The organism is Gordonia sp. SID5947 (assembly GCF_009862785.1).
GTDB lineage: Bacteria > Actinomycetota > Actinomycetes > Mycobacteriales > Mycobacteriaceae > Gordonia.
The window spans coordinates 604,184-622,268 of record NZ_WWHU01000001.1; the positions used below are offsets into that span (position 1 = coordinate 604,184).

Annotated in this window: 17 protein-coding genes; 12 read left to right on the forward strand and 5 right to left on the reverse strand. The window is 64.8% G+C overall.

Annotation, left to right across the window (positions count from 1 at the left end):
• Positions 1–148 precede the first annotated feature (148 nt).
• From GTV32_RS02860 to GTV32_RS02870, 3 genes are read left to right on the forward strand one after another with little or no spacing between them, the layout of a single operon-like run.
• The gene (locus GTV32_RS02860) at positions 149–1,063 is read left to right on the forward strand and encodes an ABC transporter substrate-binding protein (protein ID WP_202422040.1); all 915 of its coding nucleotides are present in this window, start codon (positions 149–151) and stop codon (positions 1,061–1,063) included.
• Between the two features lie 3 nt (positions 1,064–1,066).
• A complete protein-coding gene (locus tag GTV32_RS02865; protein ID WP_161058859.1) occupies positions 1,067–2,029 on the forward strand; it encodes an amino acid ABC transporter permease in 963 nt (320 codons plus the stop codon).
• Positions 2,016–2,789: an amino acid ABC transporter ATP-binding protein gene (locus GTV32_RS02870; protein ID WP_161058860.1), complete on the forward strand. Its 774-nt coding sequence runs from the start codon at positions 2,016–2,018 to the stop codon at positions 2,787–2,789. Before GTV32_RS02865 ends, GTV32_RS02870 begins: the two co-directional genes overlap by 14 nt.
• 19 nt (positions 2,790–2,808) lie before the next feature.
• On the opposite strand, the gene GTV32_RS02875 is transcribed toward GTV32_RS02870, so the two are convergent.
• From GTV32_RS02875 to GTV32_RS02885, 3 genes are all read right to left on the reverse strand, one after another.
• Positions 2,809–3,681, reverse strand: a complete 873-nt coding sequence (locus GTV32_RS02875; protein WP_161058861.1) for a class I SAM-dependent methyltransferase — start codon at positions 3,679–3,681, stop codon at positions 2,809–2,811.
• Between the two features lie 5 nt (positions 3,682–3,686).
• The gene (locus GTV32_RS02880) at positions 3,687–4,769 is read right to left on the reverse strand and encodes a class I SAM-dependent methyltransferase (protein WP_161058862.1); all 1,083 of its coding nucleotides are present in this window, start codon (positions 4,767–4,769) and stop codon (positions 3,687–3,689) included.
• A gap of 137 nt (positions 4,770–4,906) precedes the next feature.
• Positions 4,907–5,449: a 2'-5' RNA ligase family protein gene (locus GTV32_RS02885; protein WP_161058863.1), complete on the reverse strand. Its 543-nt coding sequence runs from the start codon at positions 5,447–5,449 to the stop codon at positions 4,907–4,909.
• A gap of 148 nt (positions 5,450–5,597) precedes the next feature.
• On the opposite strand from GTV32_RS02885, the gene rpsA reads away from it, so the two are divergent.
• The 5 genes from rpsA to GTV32_RS02910 all read left to right on the forward strand — a co-directional run bounded on the left by rpsA (position 5,598) and on the right by GTV32_RS02910 (position 10,886).
• Positions 5,598–7,061: a 30S ribosomal protein S1 gene (rpsA, locus tag GTV32_RS02890; RefSeq protein ID WP_161058864.1), complete on the forward strand. Its 1,464-nt coding sequence runs from the start codon at positions 5,598–5,600 to the stop codon at positions 7,059–7,061.
• A gap of 124 nt (positions 7,062–7,185) precedes the next feature.
• Positions 7,186–8,433, forward strand: coding sequence for a zinc metallochaperone AztD (gene aztD / locus GTV32_RS02895; RefSeq protein WP_161058865.1), 1,248 nt, complete (start codon positions 7,186–7,188; stop codon positions 8,431–8,433).
• Between the two features lie 86 nt (positions 8,434–8,519).
• A complete protein-coding gene (coaE, locus tag GTV32_RS02900) occupies positions 8,520–9,713 on the forward strand; it encodes a dephospho-CoA kinase (protein ID WP_161058866.1) in 1,194 nt (397 codons plus the stop codon).
• Between the two features lie 144 nt (positions 9,714–9,857).
• Positions 9,858–10,268 (forward strand): hypothetical protein, encoded by a 411-nt coding sequence (locus tag GTV32_RS02905; protein ID WP_161058867.1) that lies wholly within the window; start codon positions 9,858–9,860, stop codon positions 10,266–10,268.
• A 171-nt stretch (positions 10,269–10,439) separates the two neighbouring features.
• Positions 10,440–10,886: a hypothetical protein gene (locus GTV32_RS02910; protein ID WP_161058868.1), complete on the forward strand. Its 447-nt coding sequence runs from the start codon at positions 10,440–10,442 to the stop codon at positions 10,884–10,886.
• A gap of 797 nt (positions 10,887–11,683) precedes the next feature.
• On the opposite strand, the gene GTV32_RS02915 is transcribed toward GTV32_RS02910, so the two are convergent.
• Positions 11,684–12,217, reverse strand: a complete 534-nt coding sequence (locus GTV32_RS02915; protein ID WP_161058869.1) for a DUF402 domain-containing protein — start codon at positions 12,215–12,217, stop codon at positions 11,684–11,686.
• A gap of 76 nt (positions 12,218–12,293) precedes the next feature.
• Here GTV32_RS02915 and uvrB point away from each other — a divergent pair, with 76 nt between their 5' ends.
• Together uvrB and GTV32_RS02925 are read left to right on the forward strand one after the other, a co-directional pair.
• On the forward strand, positions 12,294–14,456 hold the full coding sequence (gene uvrB, locus GTV32_RS02920) for an excinuclease ABC subunit UvrB (RefSeq protein WP_161058870.1): 2,163 nt from the start codon (positions 12,294–12,296) through the stop codon (positions 14,454–14,456).
• Positions 14,457–14,631: 175 nt separating this feature from the next.
• Positions 14,632–15,075, forward strand: coding sequence for a universal stress protein (locus tag GTV32_RS02925; protein WP_161058871.1), 444 nt, complete (start codon positions 14,632–14,634; stop codon positions 15,073–15,075).
• Positions 15,076–15,145: 70 nt separating this feature from the next.
• On the opposite strand, the gene GTV32_RS02930 is transcribed toward GTV32_RS02925, so the two are convergent.
• Positions 15,146–16,045, reverse strand: a complete 900-nt coding sequence (locus tag GTV32_RS02930; RefSeq protein WP_161058872.1) for a hydroxymethylglutaryl-CoA lyase — start codon at positions 16,043–16,045, stop codon at positions 15,146–15,148.
• A 126-nt stretch (positions 16,046–16,171) separates the two neighbouring features.
• Here GTV32_RS02930 and GTV32_RS02935 point away from each other — a divergent pair, with 126 nt between their 5' ends.
• Positions 16,172–16,870: a GntR family transcriptional regulator gene (locus GTV32_RS02935; RefSeq protein WP_161058873.1), complete on the forward strand. Its 699-nt coding sequence runs from the start codon at positions 16,172–16,174 to the stop codon at positions 16,868–16,870.
• Positions 16,867–18,066 carry a CoA transferase gene (locus GTV32_RS02940; RefSeq protein WP_161058874.1) on the forward strand — a complete coding sequence of 400 codons (1,200 nt, stop codon included), beginning with the start codon at positions 16,867–16,869 and terminating at the stop codon, positions 18,064–18,066. Before GTV32_RS02935 ends, GTV32_RS02940 begins: the two co-directional genes overlap by 4 nt.
• Positions 18,067–18,085 lie beyond the last annotated feature (19 nt).

Below are 18,085 nucleotides of genomic sequence, written 5' to 3' on the forward strand. Positions count from 1 at the left end.
GACCCCCATCCGGTAAATCTCTGGTAACTACCCGGTGGATAGGGTTGGTAGCAATTAAGTTCGTCATGTGCGTCGTCGATGGCCGCCGATGCCGTCGTGCGCCCGACCATGCGGATGCATGCGAGGTATTGAACAGATGGGGTATGTGATGCGTTTTCTGCGATCGTCCCGGCCCGGTGGAGTGCTGGTCGCGCTCTGTGCGGTCTTGGCTCTCGCCCTGGCGGGATGTTCCAACAACGAGGATTCCGAGTCGTCCGGCCCGGCGGCGTCGTCGTCGAAGGTGGAGGCGACCAAGGTCCAGGAGATCGCCGATCTGGTTCCCGACAACATCAAGCAGTCCGGCCAGCTGATCGTCGGGGTGAACGTGCCGTACCAGCCCAACGAGTTCAAGGATCCCAGCGGCCAGATCGTCGGCTACGACGTCGATCTGATGAACGCTGTCGCCGGCGTCCTCGGGCTGAAGCCGGTCTACAAGGAAGCCGACTTCGACAAGATCATCCCCGCGGTCCAGCAGGGTACGTACAACGTCGGGATGTCGTCGTTCACCGACAGCAAGGAGCGCGAGAAGCAGGTCGACTTCGTGACCTACTACAGCGCGGGGATCCAGTGGGCCAAGCAGAAGGGTGCATCGATCGACCCGAACAACGCCTGCGGGAAGCGCGTCGCCGTGCAGTCCACCACCGTCGAGGACACTGACGAGGTCCCGGCCAAGAGCAAGGCATGCACAGACGCGGGCAAGCCCGCCATCCAGAAGGTCAAGTTCGACTCGCAGGACGAAGCGGTCAACGCCCTGGTGCTCGGCAAGGTCGACGCGATGTCCGCCGATTCGCCGGTGACCGCCTATGCGATCAAGCGATCCGAGGGTGCGATCGAGCCTGCGGGTGGTGTCTTCGAATCGGCTCCGTACGGGTACCCGGTGGCCAAGGGCTCGCCGCTCGGCGAGGCTCTGCGACAGGCCGTGCAACATCTGATCGACAACGGCCAGTACATGCAGATCGCCGAGAACTGGGGTGTCCAGTCGGGCACCATCCCGAACGCGGTGATCAACGGCGCGGTCAGCTAGGCAGTGAGCTCTCCGTCCACGGGTCCGCAACCGACCGGGGCCGACGCCACCGATCCGGATCCGATCAAAGCCGTACCCTTGCGTCATCCCGGCCAATGGGCTGCCGCGACGATCGTCCTGGTGCTGGCCGCGCTCTTCGTCTATGGCGCGGCCACCAACGCGGCGTACGCCTGGGATACGTACGCCAAGTACCTCTTCGACACACGCATCTTGTCCGGGGTCTGGTACACGCTCGCCCTGACCGTGCTCGCGATGCTCATCGCGATCATCTTGGGTGTCCTGCTCGCGATCATGCGACTGTCGCCGAACCCCGTGTTGCGCTATACCGCGTGGGTCTACCTGTGGGTGTTCCGCGGAACACCGGTATACGTCCAGTTGGTGTTCTGGGGGCTGTTCCCGTCGATCTACAAGCAGATCGACCTGGGTATCCCATTCGTGTATCAGTTCGCCCACTTCGACATCCAGTCGCTGAACGCCGCCTTCACGTTCGCGATGATCGGTCTGGCCCTGAACGAGGCGGCCTACATGGCCGAGATCGTCCGGGCCGGTGTCTCTTCGGTCGGTGAAGGACAGTCCGAGGCCTCGGTGGCGCTGGGCATGTCATGGGCGCAGACGATGCGTCGGACCGTGCTGCCGCAAGCGATGCGGGTCATCATCCCGCCGACCGGCAACGAAGTGATCAGCATGCTCAAGACGACAAGCCTCGTTGCTGCGGTGCCGTTCACCGGTGAACTCTACGGACGTGCGCGCGACATCTCGGGCGTGAACTTCCAGCCGATCCCACTGCTGATGGTGGCCTCTACCTGGTATCTGGTCATCACGAGTGTGTTGATGGTGGGGCAGTACTACCTCGAGCGCTACTACTCGAAGGGGGCGAGCAGGCAGATGACCGCACGCCAGCTGAAAGCCATGGCCGCCGTCCAGAATGCGCCGATCGTGGATGGGGAGAGCGATGAGCGTCGTTGAGCAGCCGATGGTCCAGGCCGACCGGGTCTGCAAGAGCTTCGGTTCGCTGGAGGTACTCAAGGGCATCACGCTGGAGGTGGGGCGGGGTGAGGTCCTTTGCCTCATCGGCCCGTCCGGCTCCGGGAAGTCGACGTTCTTGCGGTGCGTCAACCATCTCGAGGTGGTCAACGCCGGCCGACTCTACGTCGACGGAGATCTCATCGGCTACCGGGAGCGGGGCGACAAGCTCTACGAGATGAGTCCCAAGGATGCCGCCCGCCAGCGACGCGACATCGGCATGGTGTTCCAGCACTTCAACCTGTTTCCGCACCGCACCGCGCTGGAGAACGTCATCGAGGCGCCGACCCAGGTCAAGAAGCAGAGCAAGAAGGATGCGTCGGAACGTGCGCGTTATCTGCTCGAGCGGGTCGGCCTGTCGGAGAAGGCCGACACCTACCCCGCGCAACTCTCGGGTGGACAGCAGCAACGTGTCGCGATAGCGCGCGCGTTGGCCATGGAGCCGAAGCTCATGCTGTTCGACGAGCCGACCTCGGCGTTGGATCCGGAGCTCGTCGGCGAGGTCCTCGGCGTTATGCGTGAACTCGCGGCGTCGGGTATGACGATGGTCGTGGTCACCCATGAGATGGGTTTCGCGCGCGAGGTCGCCGACCAGCTGGTGTTCATGGATGCCGGTGTGGTGGTGGAGAAGGGCGTACCTCGCGACGTTCTGGCCAGCCCACAGCACCAGCGGACGCAGAGCTTTCTGTCGAAGCTGCTCTGATCGGGGATTCCTCGACGGGTCAGCGCGGCTTGTGACAGACGAAGATCGCGGTCCCCGGAAAGTACTGGCCCCGGAACGGGCTCCACTGGCCCCATTCGTGTTCGAATCCCTCGGGCCACTCCGGCTCCACGATGTCGTCGAGAACCAATCCGGCGGAACGGATCTCCCGGACGCGATCACCGACCGTGCGGTGATGTTCGACGTAGGTGATGGCACCGGACTCGTCGACCTCTGTGTACGGGGTGCGATCGAAGTAGGGGATGTGCACGACGAGTCCATCTGGTCCGGGGTCGTCGAGGAACATCCATCGCATCGGGTGGTTGACCGCGAACACCCAACGTCCGCCGGGTCGGAGGACGCGGGCGACCTCGGCCATCACACCTGCCGAATCCGCCACGAACGGGACGGCACCGAAGGCCGAACACACGACATCGAAGGCTTCGTCGGCGAACGGCAACGACTCGGCGGTCGCCTGGACGAGGGGAACGTGTGCGCCGTCGGCGGCCATCGCGGCCAGCCCGATGCCGAGCATCCGGCGGGACAGGTCGACACCGACGACGCGAGCACCCTGCGAACCGAGCCACCGGGAGCAGGGTGCAGAACCGCACCCGACTTCGAGTATGTCGCGCCCGGCGACCTCGCCGAGCAGCCCGACATCCGCCTCGCGGAGACCTTCCGGACACCACACGAAATCTCCACCGTCGGCAAAGGTGCCGAGAAAATCGCCGTGTTCGGCGTGATAGTTCTCGGCATCGTGATCCCACCACCACCGATTCGCGCGGTCGCTCGTCGTCGAATCGACCCTGCCCAGCACGCGAGGCGGCCGGATGCTGCTCGTCTCGGCCGGATTCGACTCGGCAGAATCCGGGTGGCCGGGTTCGTCCTCGATCATCGGCCTCAGTCTGTCATGAGTTCGTAGAACCTGAAGAAGCCGAAGTCCTCGATCGGCAGGACGTCGACTCTCGTGAAGCCCGCCGCATGGGCATACGACGTCAGCGTCGACGGGCGCATCACGGTCCCTGTCGCCGCCGAAGGCGGCGAACTCATGGCATCCGGCAAACAGACGAACAGGGAGAATCCGTACATGATCTTGTCCAGATCACTTGCCGGACCCGAGAATTCATCCGACACGGCCTCGTCCATCACCACCATCGACCCGCCCGGTGCCAACGAGGCACGCGCCGCCGAGAGGACCTCGACCGGACGCGGCATGTCATGCAGACATTCGAAGGCGAAGGCAATGTCGAACGGTCCCCGCGCCGTGGCTTCTGCGCCGTCGACGAGAAGAAACTCCACCCGGTCGGCGACGCCGGCATCGACGGCGGCGCGGCGCGCCATCTGTACCGATTCCGCATCTACCTCCAGTCCGACGAACGTCGCACCGGGGTAGGCCGTTGCCAGCGCGACGGTCGAGTGCCCGCCCCCGAAGCCGATGTCGGCGACCCGAGTGCCCGGCCGCGACAGTCTGCCGTGCAGATGATCGACGGCCGCCAGCGACGGAGCGAGACGCCGGTCGAACCATGGGCGGTTCATCGCCGCCTGAGATTCGCGGGCGTCGGCGCCCAGGCGCTCCCAACTCACGCCGCCACCTGTCCGGTAGGCGTCGAGCAACTCGGGAAGGTGCGCGAAGGATGCGGCGAACATCTGGGGGAGGGGGCCGAGAAAGGCGAGGCTCGATGGGTCCGTGAGGACTTCGGCCACGCCGGCAGTGATGGCGAACCGGACCGGTCGGGTGTCCAGGTCGGCGTGGAGGATGCCGAATGCGGCCTGCATCTCCAGCCATTCCCGCGCATATCGTGCGTCGGTCCCGGTGTGTTCGGCGAGTTCGTCGGAGGTGAGCGGTCCGCGGTCGACGAGAGCGGCATACCAGCCGAGCTTCTCGCCCAGATAGACACTCATCGTCTCGGCGGTCGCGAGGGCCGAGGCGAAGAGGCGTTCGGAGAACTCGTCGGCGCTGACGTCGTTCGATGATGCGGTCATCTGTCAATGATGCGCGGCGAGTGGTGCACACAGTGCGGTCTCGACGATCCTGACGACGTTCCCGCTGCATCCTTCCGCTCCCGCTGCGTCGATCGATGCCGCGGGAACCGAATGATGCAGCGGGGTCGACGGGAAGCTCAGCAGTCGCGGCCCGCGAGGATCGTCTCGGTCGTGGCGTCGCCGTCCCAGTGTCTGATCGCGACGAAAGCTCCTTCGATAGTCGAGCGGGTGTCGATGGTCGCGAGCGCGTGGGTGAGCTGTCCGGGATCGAGGCGCCGGGCCACTGTGACGTGTGGTGTCCACCGGCCCGGGGTGCTGTGGGGCATCGGTGCGGGCGCGTCACCGAGGTGCCCCACGGTCGATCTGACCGTCTGGGCGTGTATCGAGAGGAGCTCGGTCGAGGGAACGACGAGGCGGGCCAGTGTCATCCGGGAGCCGTGGGTGAACACGATCGGTGCACCGATCGTCATGTGCACCGGGAGTCGCGTGCTCACCGGTGTCAACGCGCCGTCGGCGGAGGTCGCGATATGTTGTGCCGCCAGGAGTGTGACGTGCGGCCGATTGGTCCCGGACCGGATCGATCCCTGGTTCGGCAGACCGGCCTCGGCGAGCAGTCTCCACTGAGCGCGAATCTCCTGGTCAGACGCATCGTCCAGGAGGAGTTCGAGCGAATGGACCACGTGGTCACCCTCCGTCGTGGCAACTATTTGCCCAGTTCAATGCGGCTGGAGTACGCTGGCTCACGCGCGTGTGCTCGACTACACGCTGTTCGCACGTGCAATCAGAAGAACTTTACCTACTACACACCTGTCCGGAGCAACTCAACATATGTCGTCCCCCACGATCACCTCGCCGCAAGTAGCCGTCAATGACATCGGCTCGGCCGAGGACTTTCTCGCCGCCATCGACTCCACGATCAAGTACTTCAACGATGGCGACATCGTCGAAGGGACCATCGTCAAGGTCGATCGTGACGAGGTTCTGCTCGACATCGGTTACAAGACCGAAGGCGTCATCCCTTCCCGTGAACTCTCGATCAAGCACGACGTCGACCCCAACGAGGTCGTCAACGTCGGTGACGAGGTCGAGGCACTGGTCCTCACCAAGGAGGACAAAGAAGGCCGCCTGATCCTGTCCAAGAAGCGCGCTCAGTACGAGCGTGCCTGGGGCACCATCGAGGAGCTCAAGGAGAAGGACGAGGCCGTCAAGGGCACCGTCATCGAGGTCGTCAAGGGCGGCCTGATCCTGGACATCGGTCTGCGTGGCTTCCTCCCCGCGTCGCTGGTGGAGATGCGTCGCGTCCGCGACCTCCAGCCGTACATCGGCAAGGAGATCGAGGCCAAGATCATCGAGCTCGACAAGAACCGCAACAATGTGGTCCTGTCGCGCCGGGCATGGCTCGAGCAGACCCAGTCCGAGGTCCGCAGCGAGTTCTTGCACCAGCTGCAGAAGGGGCAGGTCCGCAAGGGCGTCGTGTCCTCGATCGTCAACTTCGGCGCGTTCGTCGATCTCGGCGGGGTCGACGGTCTGGTCCACGTCTCGGAGCTGTCCTGGAAGCACATCGATCATCCGTCCGAGGTCGTCGCGGTGGGCGACGAGGTCACTGTCGAGGTTCTCGACGTCGACCTGGACCGCGAGCGTGTCTCGCTGTCGCTCAAGGCGACTCAGGAAGATCCGTGGCGTCAGTTCGCCCGCACCCACGCGATCGGTCAGATCGTGCCGGGCAAGGTCACCAAGCTCGTGCCGTTCGGTGCGTTCGTCCGCGTCGACGAGGGCATCGAGGGTCTGGTCCACATCTCCGAGCTGGCCGAGCGCCACGTCGAGGTGCCGGATCAGGTTGTCGCAGTCGGTGACGACGCGATGGTCAAGGTCATCGACATCGATCTGGAGCGTCGCCGGATCTCGCTGAGCCTCAAGCAGGCCAACGAGGACTACACCGAAGAGTTCGACCCCTCGAAGTACGGCATGGCCGACAGCTACGACGAGCAGGGCAACTACATCTTCCCGGAGGGCTTCGACGCCGAGACCAACGAATGGCTCGAAGGCTTCGAGAAGCAGCGTGAGGCATGGGAGGCCCGGTACGCCGAGGCCGAGCGTCGCCACAAGATGCACACCGCCCAGATCGAGAAGTTCGCTGCCGCTGCCGCCGAGGCCGAGAAGGCCCCGTCGGACTACTCGTCGGCATCGGAGGGCCGCTCGAGCGCGAGCAGCGCTCCCGCTTCGACGGGTGGCTCGCTGGCCAGCGACGAGCAGCTCGCTGCTCTGCGCGAGAAGCTGTCGGGCAACGCCTGATACGCACCCAGCAGTAACGCTCACCGCTCCCCGGTTCGGATACCGAACCGGGGAGTGGTGTCTTTCCGGCCGACGAAGCATGCGTTGTTGACAATAATTGTCATTAGACATTTGACTGTCCCGCGTGCAATCACAACGGACAAAACTGACACAGGTCGCCGCACTGCTGGTCGCGTCGTCCTTTTCCCTCACCGCCTGCGGGTCGGGGAGCGAGACCTCGGCCACCAGTAGTGCTTCCTCGAGCTCGGCGGTCGACGGGCAGTCTGTCGAACAACAGAGCGCCACACCGCGCCTGGCGTTGAGCTACGACGGCGGCATCCTCGTTCTCGACGCCGACAGCCTCGACCAGGTCGCCGACATCCCGACCGAGGGATTCATCCGGCTCAACAGCGCCGACAACGGTCGAAACGTCTTCGTCTCGGAGACAGGCGGTTTCCGCGTCCTCGACATGGGTACGTGGACGCGTCAGCACGGCGATCACGGCCACTACTACACGGTCGCGCCGTCGATGACCGAGATGCGGTTCGGCGGTGCTGAGCCCGGTCACGTGGTCCCACACGACTCCCGGATCACGCTGTTCTCCGACGGTACCGGCGAGGTCGACATCGTGGAGCCCGCAGAACTGGAGCGCGGCAACGCGAAGTCGACCGAGTACACCGTGCCCGAGCCGCACCACGGTGTTGCGGTCTCGCGCGGTGACGGCAGCCTGGTGGTGACCTCGGGCAACGAGGACACCCGCTCCGGCATCGTGATCCTCGACCGGGAGCGCAACGAGATCGCCCGCAACGACCAGTGCCCGGGGGTCCACGGTGAGGCCGCGGCCGCCGACGGTGTGCTGACCTTCGGCTGCCAGGACGGCATCCTGATCGTGCGCGGCAACGAGATCCGGAAGGTGCAGAGTCCTGACGGGTATGGACGCATCGGCAATCAGGCCGGCGCGGAGGATTCACCGATCGTGTTGGGTGACTACAAGACCGACGAGGACGCCGAGCTCGAGCGGCCGAACCGGTTCACCTTGACCGACACCCGTACCGGGCAGTTGCGGATCGTGCCGTTCCCGACGAGCTACAGCTTCCGTTCGATCGAGCGCGGGCCCAACGGCTCCGCGGTCATTCTCGGAACCGACGGTGCCCTCTACGTGTACGACCCCGTCACCGCCGAGCAGATCCGCAAGGTCCCGGTCATCCCCGCGTGGACCGAACCGGACGAGTGGCAGTCTGCGATGCCCAATGTGCACGTCCAGGAAGAGGTCGCCTACGTCTCCGATCCGGCGGCGAAGACGATCACCGCGGTCGATCTGAACACGGGGGAGCAGAAGGCTCAGGCCGAGGTGGGCGAGCAGACGATCGAACTGACGGGCGTCACCGGCTGATCCGATACCTTGCGTCCGACCGTTCCCGCGACCTCCACCGTGAGGTCGCGGGAACGTCTGCCACCGGGTTTGCAAGACTGGTCGGTGTGATCAGACTGGGGCTCTCCGGCGGCATCGGTGCCGGCAAATCGACCGTGGCGACGACCTTCATCGAACGCGGCGGCTACCACATCGACGCCGACAAGATCGCGCGCGAGGTGGTGGAGCCCGGTACCGAGGGGCTGGCCGCCCTGGTCGAGGCGTTCGGACCGGACATCCTTGCCGGCGACGGCAGCCTCGATCGTCCGGCACTGGCGGCCAAGGCCTTCGTCGACGAAGAACAGCGCACGAAGCTCAATTCGATCACTCACCCGCTCGTCGGGAAGCGCACCCAGGAACTGCTCGACGCCGCTCCCGACGATGCGATCGTCGTGCAGGACATCCCACTGCTCGTCGAAGGGAACATGGCCCCGTTCTTCCACCTCGTCGTGATCGTCCATGCGGACGCCGAGGTGCGGATCCAGCGGTTGACCACGGCGCGGGGCATGCCGGAAGCCGATGCCCGCGCCCGCATCGCCGCGCAGGCCACCGATGAGCAACGACGCGCGGTCGCCGACGTGTGGCTCGACAACTCGGGTTCGCCCGAGGATCTCGCCGCGGCGGCCGCTGCGTTGTGGGACGAACGTCTCATACCTTTCGACCAGAATGTGCGGTCACGGACCGCGGTGCGGGGTGCATTGACGCTGGTCGATCCGGATCCTTCATGGGCTGCCCAGGGGGCTCGGATCGTGAACCGATTGTGGGCGGTGGTAGGGGACAAGGCCACCGCCATCGATCACATCGGCTCGACGGCGGTTCCCGGTCTGCCCGCGAAACCTACGATCGACGTGCAGATCACCGTCGCCGATCTGAAGGTTGCCGACGCCCTCGTCGACGTCCTCGCCGACGGCGGATTTCCGCGGGTTCCCGGTATCGAGGCCGACCGTCCCAAACCAGATCCTGCGACGGGGTCGGTCGACGAAGGGCTGTGGGGGAAGCGCTTTCATGGCTCGGCGGACCCGGGCCGCCCGGTCAACGTGCACGTGCGGCCTGCCGCATCTCCGGGCCGCGCCTTCGCGATCGACTTCCGCGACTGGTTGCGGGCCGATGAGGTTGCGCGTCGCGAATATGCCGAGATGAAGGACAAGGCTCTGGCCGGGGCGGGCGGGGATCTGACCCGCTACATCGCGGCCAAAGAGCCGTGGTTCGACGACGCCTATCGCCGCATCGCCGAGTGGAAGCGCGCCCGCTCCGACAGTTGACTGTCCCGTGTTCAGATGAACTCTGAATACGTCCGTCTCCAGATTCAGCGCTTCGCCCGGCCGCCGACGTCGGGCTTTGCTAGCGTGAAGCGCGCACCTGTAGGTGCGACCTACGTCACTGCTCTGAGTCGAGGGAGAACAGCCATGGGTGTACACACGAGGGTCCGGACGGCGTCGACGGCCATCGCATTCGCGAGTGTCGTCGCGGCGGGAGCCGTACTGGCCGCGCCGGCGAACGCTGCGCTGACCGAGGATCTGCAGATCGACAACTCGGCGTTACTGGGATCGGTGGGCGAGAACCGATATGGCGCGGGTTGCGGGTACGGCGTCATCGCGACGGTGAACACCGATGAACCTGTGCAGTTCACCGTCACCGGAACAGTGCCGGGATCCCAGACGGTCACCCCGAACGACAACAAGGCCGTCTTCAGCTGGATTCCACTGCTGCCGGGCAAGTACACGATCACCGCAAAGCAGGGCAGCTCGACCAAGACGACCGGCGAACTCACGGTGGTGCAGGCGGTCTACACCGGAAGTTCGTGCATCATTCTGTGATCGCTCGCGTGGATGTCACGTGAACCCGGGCAGCGGATGAACTGTGCGCGTCGAGGACGCGATCGAGAGCTGTCCCGGGTTGCCGGACTGCGACATCTGTGAAATACCTGAGACGGCCGCAGTCGATGGACTGTGGCCGAGAAGCCACCAAACCTCAAGGGAGATCAACACATGGCTGTAGGCAAGAGTCGTCGGATCGTCGGAGCCGCCACGGCGCTCCTCGGCGCCGGAGCCGCATGCGCCGTCATGGCCGCGCCGGCGAGTGCTTCGGTGTCGAAGATCGAAATCACCACACCTTCCGGATACGGTTCGACGGCGGGTCTGTACGGCGCGGGCTGTTCCTATGACGTCGAGGCGACGGTGACAGGTAGCGAAACTGTTGCGTTCACTGTCGCCAAGGACGGCACAAACATTGGTTCGAAATCGGTACAGCCTTCGAACTCGAAGGCTGCTTACACCTTCGAGCCTGAATCGCCGGGAACTTATACGATCAAGGCCTTCCAAAAAGGCAACCCGATGTCCCAGTCGGTCGAGGCCAAAGTGGGCACCGGTATCCAGCTCCCGAGCACCGGGTCGGTGGAACTTCCGCTGAGTGGCTCCTGCATCGTTCTCGGCTGATGAGATGACGATGTGAGCTTTCCGAACTGATCGATCGGGGGCGCTGCGGACACTGTTCGCAACGCCCCCGATCGTGTTCTGTCCGTGGTCTTTCCGTTCTCGGCGCGTCTGTCCCGCCAACCTGGGATTCCGCGGCGAGTGACGGCATGGTTGGCGGGTCCCGTCCGTCGGATCGGGGCATCGGCACGAATCAGCAATGGAGAGAACACAATGGCAAGTAGCGCAAGTGGTTCTGTGGTCGGCGGCAGCGATCGCGAGCGTCGGTGCGGCCGGTGTCGTGATGGCGGTGCCCGCGAACGCCGTGGCGGCGAAGGTGGAGGTCACCACCCCCGTTGGGATACGGACTGGTCATGAACCGCTGCGGGACGGGTTGCCCGTACGAGATGGCCGCGACCGTCGACGACTACTCGGACACCGCAGACATGGTCACCATTACTGCCACGCGTAACAGCGGATCTTCGGAGAAGCTCATCGAGGTGAAGCCAACGGCCGGGACGGTGACCGTCACCGGGAAGCTCGCGGCACGCGGCAAGCTACACGATCACTGCAACGCAGCGCGGCGTATGGAAGACCACCACGGCCCAGGTCGGAACAGGCATCCAGTTGCCCTCGTTCATTCTCGGCGGGGGTCTCATCGCGAATCCCCGGCCCGGGACCCGTCCGGCCCCGAATCGTCAAGGTCCGGCATTTTCCCCGTGAGCTCACTCCGAGGGGGATAATCCCTCAGCTCCAACTCACAGGGACGGATCTCGTCCTGCGGTCGCCGGCCCTGCCCGCGTCCGCCGGGTACCGATGGGTCAGCTCGCGCGGTGATCCCGGAAGAACACCGGCCCACCCGCGGCATCGTCGAGCCATCCCTGTACGTCATGACCGTGCTCAGCAGCACCCACCAGGGCTCGGGTGGCGATCGCGACCGCCTCCTCGCACTGCGCCGTGTCGAGCAGACCTGCGCTGTGAGCCTCGAAGAGTTCGTCGACGTCGATCAGTTCGAGAGACAGTCCCGGTACATCCACCAGATCCAAGTACCAGTCCTCGGCATGCCATCGACCGTCGCCATCCGGCCAACCGAACCTGCCCACGTCCAGATAGAGGCGCTGACCGTCGTGGTGGCCCGCGGTGAAGTGGAAGATGTTCGCCCGGAGCCCGAGGTCGGGGAGCAGCCACGACTCGAGGTGGAAGAACCGCGGATGATCGGCCGGGCGTGACATGTAGAGGCCATGGTCGGTGACCTCGTAGCGCTCCACCGGCCGCACGAACCCCTTGTTGTCGGTGTTGGTCATCGCCGGCACGTCGAAGATCTCCCGCTTGGGTGGATGCGGAGCTACCGTCATGGCCGTGACCTTATGTGGTGACGGCCGACGTCGCTGACGGAACACATCTGTCGTACCGCGCGTTTACCCTGGCACTATGGCTTTTGCAGCAGAACACCCCGTACTCGCGCATTCCGAGTTCCGGCCGATCGGGGAGATCGAACGCACCGAAGGCCGGTTCGCGGTGGTCAGCGAGTACGAACCGGCCGGCGACCAGCCCACCGCCATCGACGACCTCGAACGACGGATCGCGGCAGGCGAGAAGGACATCGTCCTGCTCGGCGCAACCGGTACCGGTAAGTCGGCCACCACGGCGTGGCTGATCGAACGTGTCCAGCGTCCGACGCTGGTGATGGCGCCGAACAAGACGCTCGCCGCCCAGCTCGCCAACGAACTGCGCGAAATGCTGCCCAACAACGCCGTCGAGTACTTCGTGTCGTACTACGACTACTACCAACCCGAGGCGTACATCGCGCAGACCGACACCTACATCGAGAAGGACTCGTCGATCAACGACGATGTCGAGCGCCTGCGGCACTCGGCGACCTCCAATCTGCTGTCGCGGCGGGACGTGGTCGTGGTGGCCTCGGTGTCCTGCATCTACGGCCTCGGTACGCCGCAGTCGTACATGGACCGATCGGTCGAGATGTCCGTCGGTGACGAGATCGACCGCGATGCCCTGCTGCGGCTCCTCGTCGATGTGCAGTACACCCGCAACGACACCGCCTTCACCCGTGGCAGCTTCCGCGTACGCGGCGACACCGTCGAGATCATTCCCTCGTACGAGGAACTGGCGGTCCGCATCGAGTTCTTCGGCGACGAGGTCGAGTCGCTCTACTATCTGCACCCGTTGACCGGAGACGTTGTGCGTCAGGTCGACTCGCTGCGGATCTTCCCCGCCACCCACTATGTCGCCGGACCGGAGCGCATGGAGAAGGCGATGAAGGGAATCGAGGAGGAGCTCGAAGCCAGGCTGGCGGAACTGGAGTCGAAGGGCAAACTGCTGGAGGCGCAACGACTCCGGATGCGTACCTCTTATGACCTCGAGATGATGCGTCAGGTCGGCTTCTGTTCCGGTATCGAGAACTATTCGCGACATATCGACGGTCGCGCCGCGGGCAGCGCGCCTGCGACCCTCATCGACTACTTCCCGGACGATTTCCTCATGGTCATCGACGAGTCCCATGTGACCGTGCCGCAGATCGGCGGCATGTACGAGGGTGACATGTCGCGCAAACGCAACCTCGTCGACTACGGATTCCGACTGCCGTCGGCGGTCGACAACCGGCCACTCACGTGGGATGAGTTCGTCGACCGGATCGGACAGACGGTGTACCTGTCCGCGACGCCCGGTCCGTACGAACTCGGTCAGGCCAACGGCGAATTCGTGGAACAGGTGATCCGTCCGACCGGGCTGATCGACCCGGAGGTGGTGGTCAAGCCGACCAAGGGGCAGATCGACGACCTCGTGCACGAGATCCGGGAGCGCACCGACCGTGATGAGCGTGTCCTGGTGACCACGCTGACGAAGAAGATGGCCGAAGACCTCACCGATTATCTGCTCGAACTCGGCATCCGGGTGCGCTACCTGCATTCGGAGGTCGACACCCTGCGTCGCGTCGAACTCCTTCGCCAGCTGCGATCCGGCGAATACGACGTGCTGGTCGGCATCAACCTGCTCCGAGAGGGCCTCGACCTCCCAGAGGTGTCGCTTGTCGCCATTCTCGATGCCGACAAGGAGGGCTTCCTGCGGTCCACGACGTCGCTGATCCAGACCATCGGACGTGCTGCCCGCAACGTGTCCGGCGAGGTTCACATGTACGCCGACAAGATCACCGATTCGATGCGCAACGCGATCGACGAGACCGAACGTCGTCGGGAGAAGCAGGTGGCCTACAACACCGAGATGGGCATCGACCCGAAACCGTTGCGCAAGAAGATCGCCGACATCCTCGACCAGGTCTATCGAGAAGCCGAGGATGAGGCTGTCGCTGTCGGGGGCTCGGGGCGCAACGCCAGCCGCGGCCGTCGGGCACAGGGTGAGGTCTCCAAGGCGAGGGGTGGCAGCGCCGGGGTCATCGAGAAGCGCGACACGTCGTCGATGCCACGGGCCGAACTCGCCGACCTGGTCGCACAGCTCACCGACCAGATGATGAGTGCCGCGCGCGACCTGCAGTTCGAACTCGCGGGCCGGTTGCGTGACGAGATCGCGGACCTGAAGAAGGAACTGCGTGGAATGGACGCCGCAGGCATCAAGTGAGCCGGCCAGAGGGACGGGGGCGTAGCAGATCGCACATCATCGGGAAATGTGCCGATAACCACGAAGTGCGGACAAACCGGCACGCTGCCAACTACTCTGCCGGGTCAGGGGTTCTACAGTGTGGGGATGACACCTGTCTCGTGACCGCGAGGCAGACTGACTCGTGGAGGTTGGGATGAGCGCATACAAGACGGTCGTCGTGGGCACCGATGGCTCTGAGTCGTCGTTGCGGGCTGTCGATCGTGCGGGGGCGACCGCAGGCGAATCAGCCTCGCTGGTCATCGCGTGCGCCTACTTTCCGAACGATCGCGGCGCGGGCGGCGCGGCCGATGTGCTGAAGGACGAGGCATACCAGATCACCGGATCGTCTCCGACCGAAGAGATTCTGCGTACCGCCAAGGAGCGCGCAACCAAGGCGGGCGCGGCCAACATCGACGCTCGTTCGATCAAGGGTGCGCCGGTCGACGCGTTGCTGCAATTGGTCGCGGACGTCAACGCGGATCTACTGGTCGTCGGTAACCGAGGGCTGAACTCGATCGCCGGACGCCTTCTCGGTTCGGTCCCGGCAGACGTCGCACGCAAATCCGCCTGCGACGTGCTGATCGTGCACACGACGTAGTCACCCTCGTACCCAGGGACTACCACGGTCCGCCTCCCGGCCAGTCGGCCGGCAGGCGGACCGAGTGCATTCAGGCGGACGGGGGAAACGAACCGGCGCGACCCAACAGGGCCGGCACGTCCTTGCCGAGCGCCCGTGACAGCCAGTCGGCGGCGTCGACGAGCTGATGCAGGTCGATACCGGTCGAGACGCCTGATCGGTCGAGTGCGTAGACGAGATCTTCGGAGGCGATGTTGCCCGTCGCAGCCGGCGCGAACGGGCAGCCGCCGTAGCCTCCGATACTCGAATCGAGTGCGGCCGCACCGAGTTCGAGCGCGGTGAGCGCGTTCGCATACCCGGTGTTGCGTGTGTTGTGGAAATGCCACCGCAGCGGAGTCGAAGGCGCGACCTGGGCGGCACCGGCCGCCAGCGCCCGCACCTGCGCGGGTACCCCGACGCCGATGGTGTCGGCCAGTGCGATCTCATCCGGTGCGGCCTCAGACAGCTGCCGCATGATGTCGACCACGGTATCCGCGGTGACCTCACCCGAGAACGGGCAGCCGAACGACGCGGCGATGGTCACGGTACTCGGAACGCCGGCCGCGCGGGCGTCACGCACGATGTCGAGTGCGGCAGCGATCCCCTCGGAGACGGTGCATCCTTGGTTCCGGGTGCTGAACTCGTCGGTGGCCACCACCACACAGTTCACTTCGTCCACACCCGCGGCGAGCGCTCGGTCGAGACCGCGGCGATTGAGGACGAGGCCGATGTAGGAGACACCGGCGTCGCGAGGTACCGCGGCCATCACATCTTCGGCGCCGGCCATCTGCGGAACCCGCTTGGGATTGACGAAGCTCACGGCTTCGATCCGGCGCATGCCGGCTCCGATGCTGCGAGTGATCAATTCGACCTTGTCGTCGACCGACAACAGCGCCTTCTCATTTTGCAGCCCATCACGCGGCCCGACTTCGACGACGGTGAACGAGTTCATCACCCCATCCTGCCGTGTCGGGCAATTGTATGCAACGAGGTCATTGGAAACGCAGATTTAACCGAAACGGACAGCGCAAAGGAGCCCAGTCGCTTAGATTGTGAACAATCGAGCGAGGAGGTGGGGATGGCCAGAGCTGTCGACCGCGTCTACGCGCATATCCGTGACGGGATCGTGGACGGCGATTACGCCCCGGGCGCGCGCCTCGGCGAGGTGGAGATCGCCGAACTGACCGACACCAGTCGCACTCCGGTTCGCGAGGCGCTACGGCAACTGGAGATGGAAGGGCTCGTCGAGGTGCTGCCGCATCGCGGTGCACGGGTGTGCTCGTGGTCGTCGGAGGATCTCGAGGAGATCTACGACCTGCGGATGACCTTGGAGGCCATGGCCGCCGGTCGTGCCGCGACCCGCATCGAGGACAAGGATGTCGATCGGATGGCGGAACTGTGTCAGCTCATGGAGGCCGCGGCCTCCGGGCCGGAACGCCAGCTCGACCTCGTCGCCCAGCTCAACGACGAGTTCCATGCCATCGTCCGTTCCGCGTCCGCCAGTACGCGCCTCGTGACGATGCTCGGCGCCGTGATCCAGCTACCGCTCGTCATGCGCACCTTCCATCGTTACTCGGCAGATGACCTGGTACGGAGTTGCGCCCACCACCGTGATCTGGTGGCCGCCTTGCGGGCCCGAGACGAGGTGTGGGCGGACTCGGTCATGCGGGCGCATGTCCGGGCGGCAAAACATGTGCTCTTACAGGCACTTTCGTCCGACCAGGCCACTCGTCCGAATGCGTCGACCGCCAAACCTGAAAGGCAAGAGCTGACATGACCGACAAGGGGCCACTGGCAGACCTCCGGGTGGTGGAGATGGGCCAGTTGCTGGCCGGACCGTTCTGCGGTCAGTTACTCGCGGATTTCGGCGCGGAGGTGATCAAACTCGAGGCACCCGGTGTGGGTGATCCGATGCGACAGTGGGGTCGTGAAAAGCCCCACGGGAAGTCGTTGTGGTGGCCGGTGGTGGCACGTAACAAGAAGTCCGTCACCTGCAATCTGCGCAGCGTGGAAGGCCAGGAACTCGCCCGCACCCTCATCACCGAGTCCGACGTGGTGATCGAGAACTTCCGGCCCGGAACGCTGGAGAGGTGGGGATTGGGATTCGATGCACTGCGCGATCTGCATCCGGGCCTCATCATGGCGAGGGTGACCGGGTACGGGCAGGACGGGCCGTACGCACCTCGGGCAGGATTCGGTTCCATCGGTGAGGCGATGGGTGGGATACGTTATGTCACAGGAGATCCCGACAGTACCCCGTCGCGCGCCGGTATCTCGCTGGGTGACTCGCTCGCTGCTGTCTTCGCGACCATCGGAATCCTCATCGCCGTCCACCACCGGGAGAACACCGGACGCGGGCAACTCGTGGATTCGGCGATCTACGAAGCCGTGCTGGCGATGATGGAGTCCCTGCTTCCGGAATGGTCGATCGGTGGATATCAACGCGAACGCACCGGATCGGTTCTCCCGAACATCGCGCCGAGCAACGTGTACCCGACGAAGGGTGGCGAGATGGTGCTCGTCGCAGCGAACCAGGACTCCGTGTTCGGACGTCTCGCAACCGCGATGAATCGACCGGAACTCATCGAGGACCCGAGGTACGCCGACCACGCCGCGCGCGGTGTGAACATGGACGCTCTCGATGATCTGATCGGTGCCTGGACTGCCGATCACGGGACCGACGAGGTCCTCGACATCCTGCACGTCGCCGGAGTGCCTGCCGGCCGCATCTACACCGCCCGCGACATGTTCGCCGATCCGCACTTCGCCGCACGCGACGCGATCGTCCGGTTGGCACATCCGGATTTCGGCGAGTTCCCGATGGCCGGGGTCTTCCCCAAGCTCGGTGACACGCCTGGGGCCGTACGCAGGCCAGGTCCCGAACTCGGCGAACACAACAGCGAGATCTACGGCGGCATCCTGGGGCTCTCGCCGCCGGAGCAGGCGGGGCTCGCCGCACGCGGCATCATCTGACCCTTCTGCATTCCGCTTC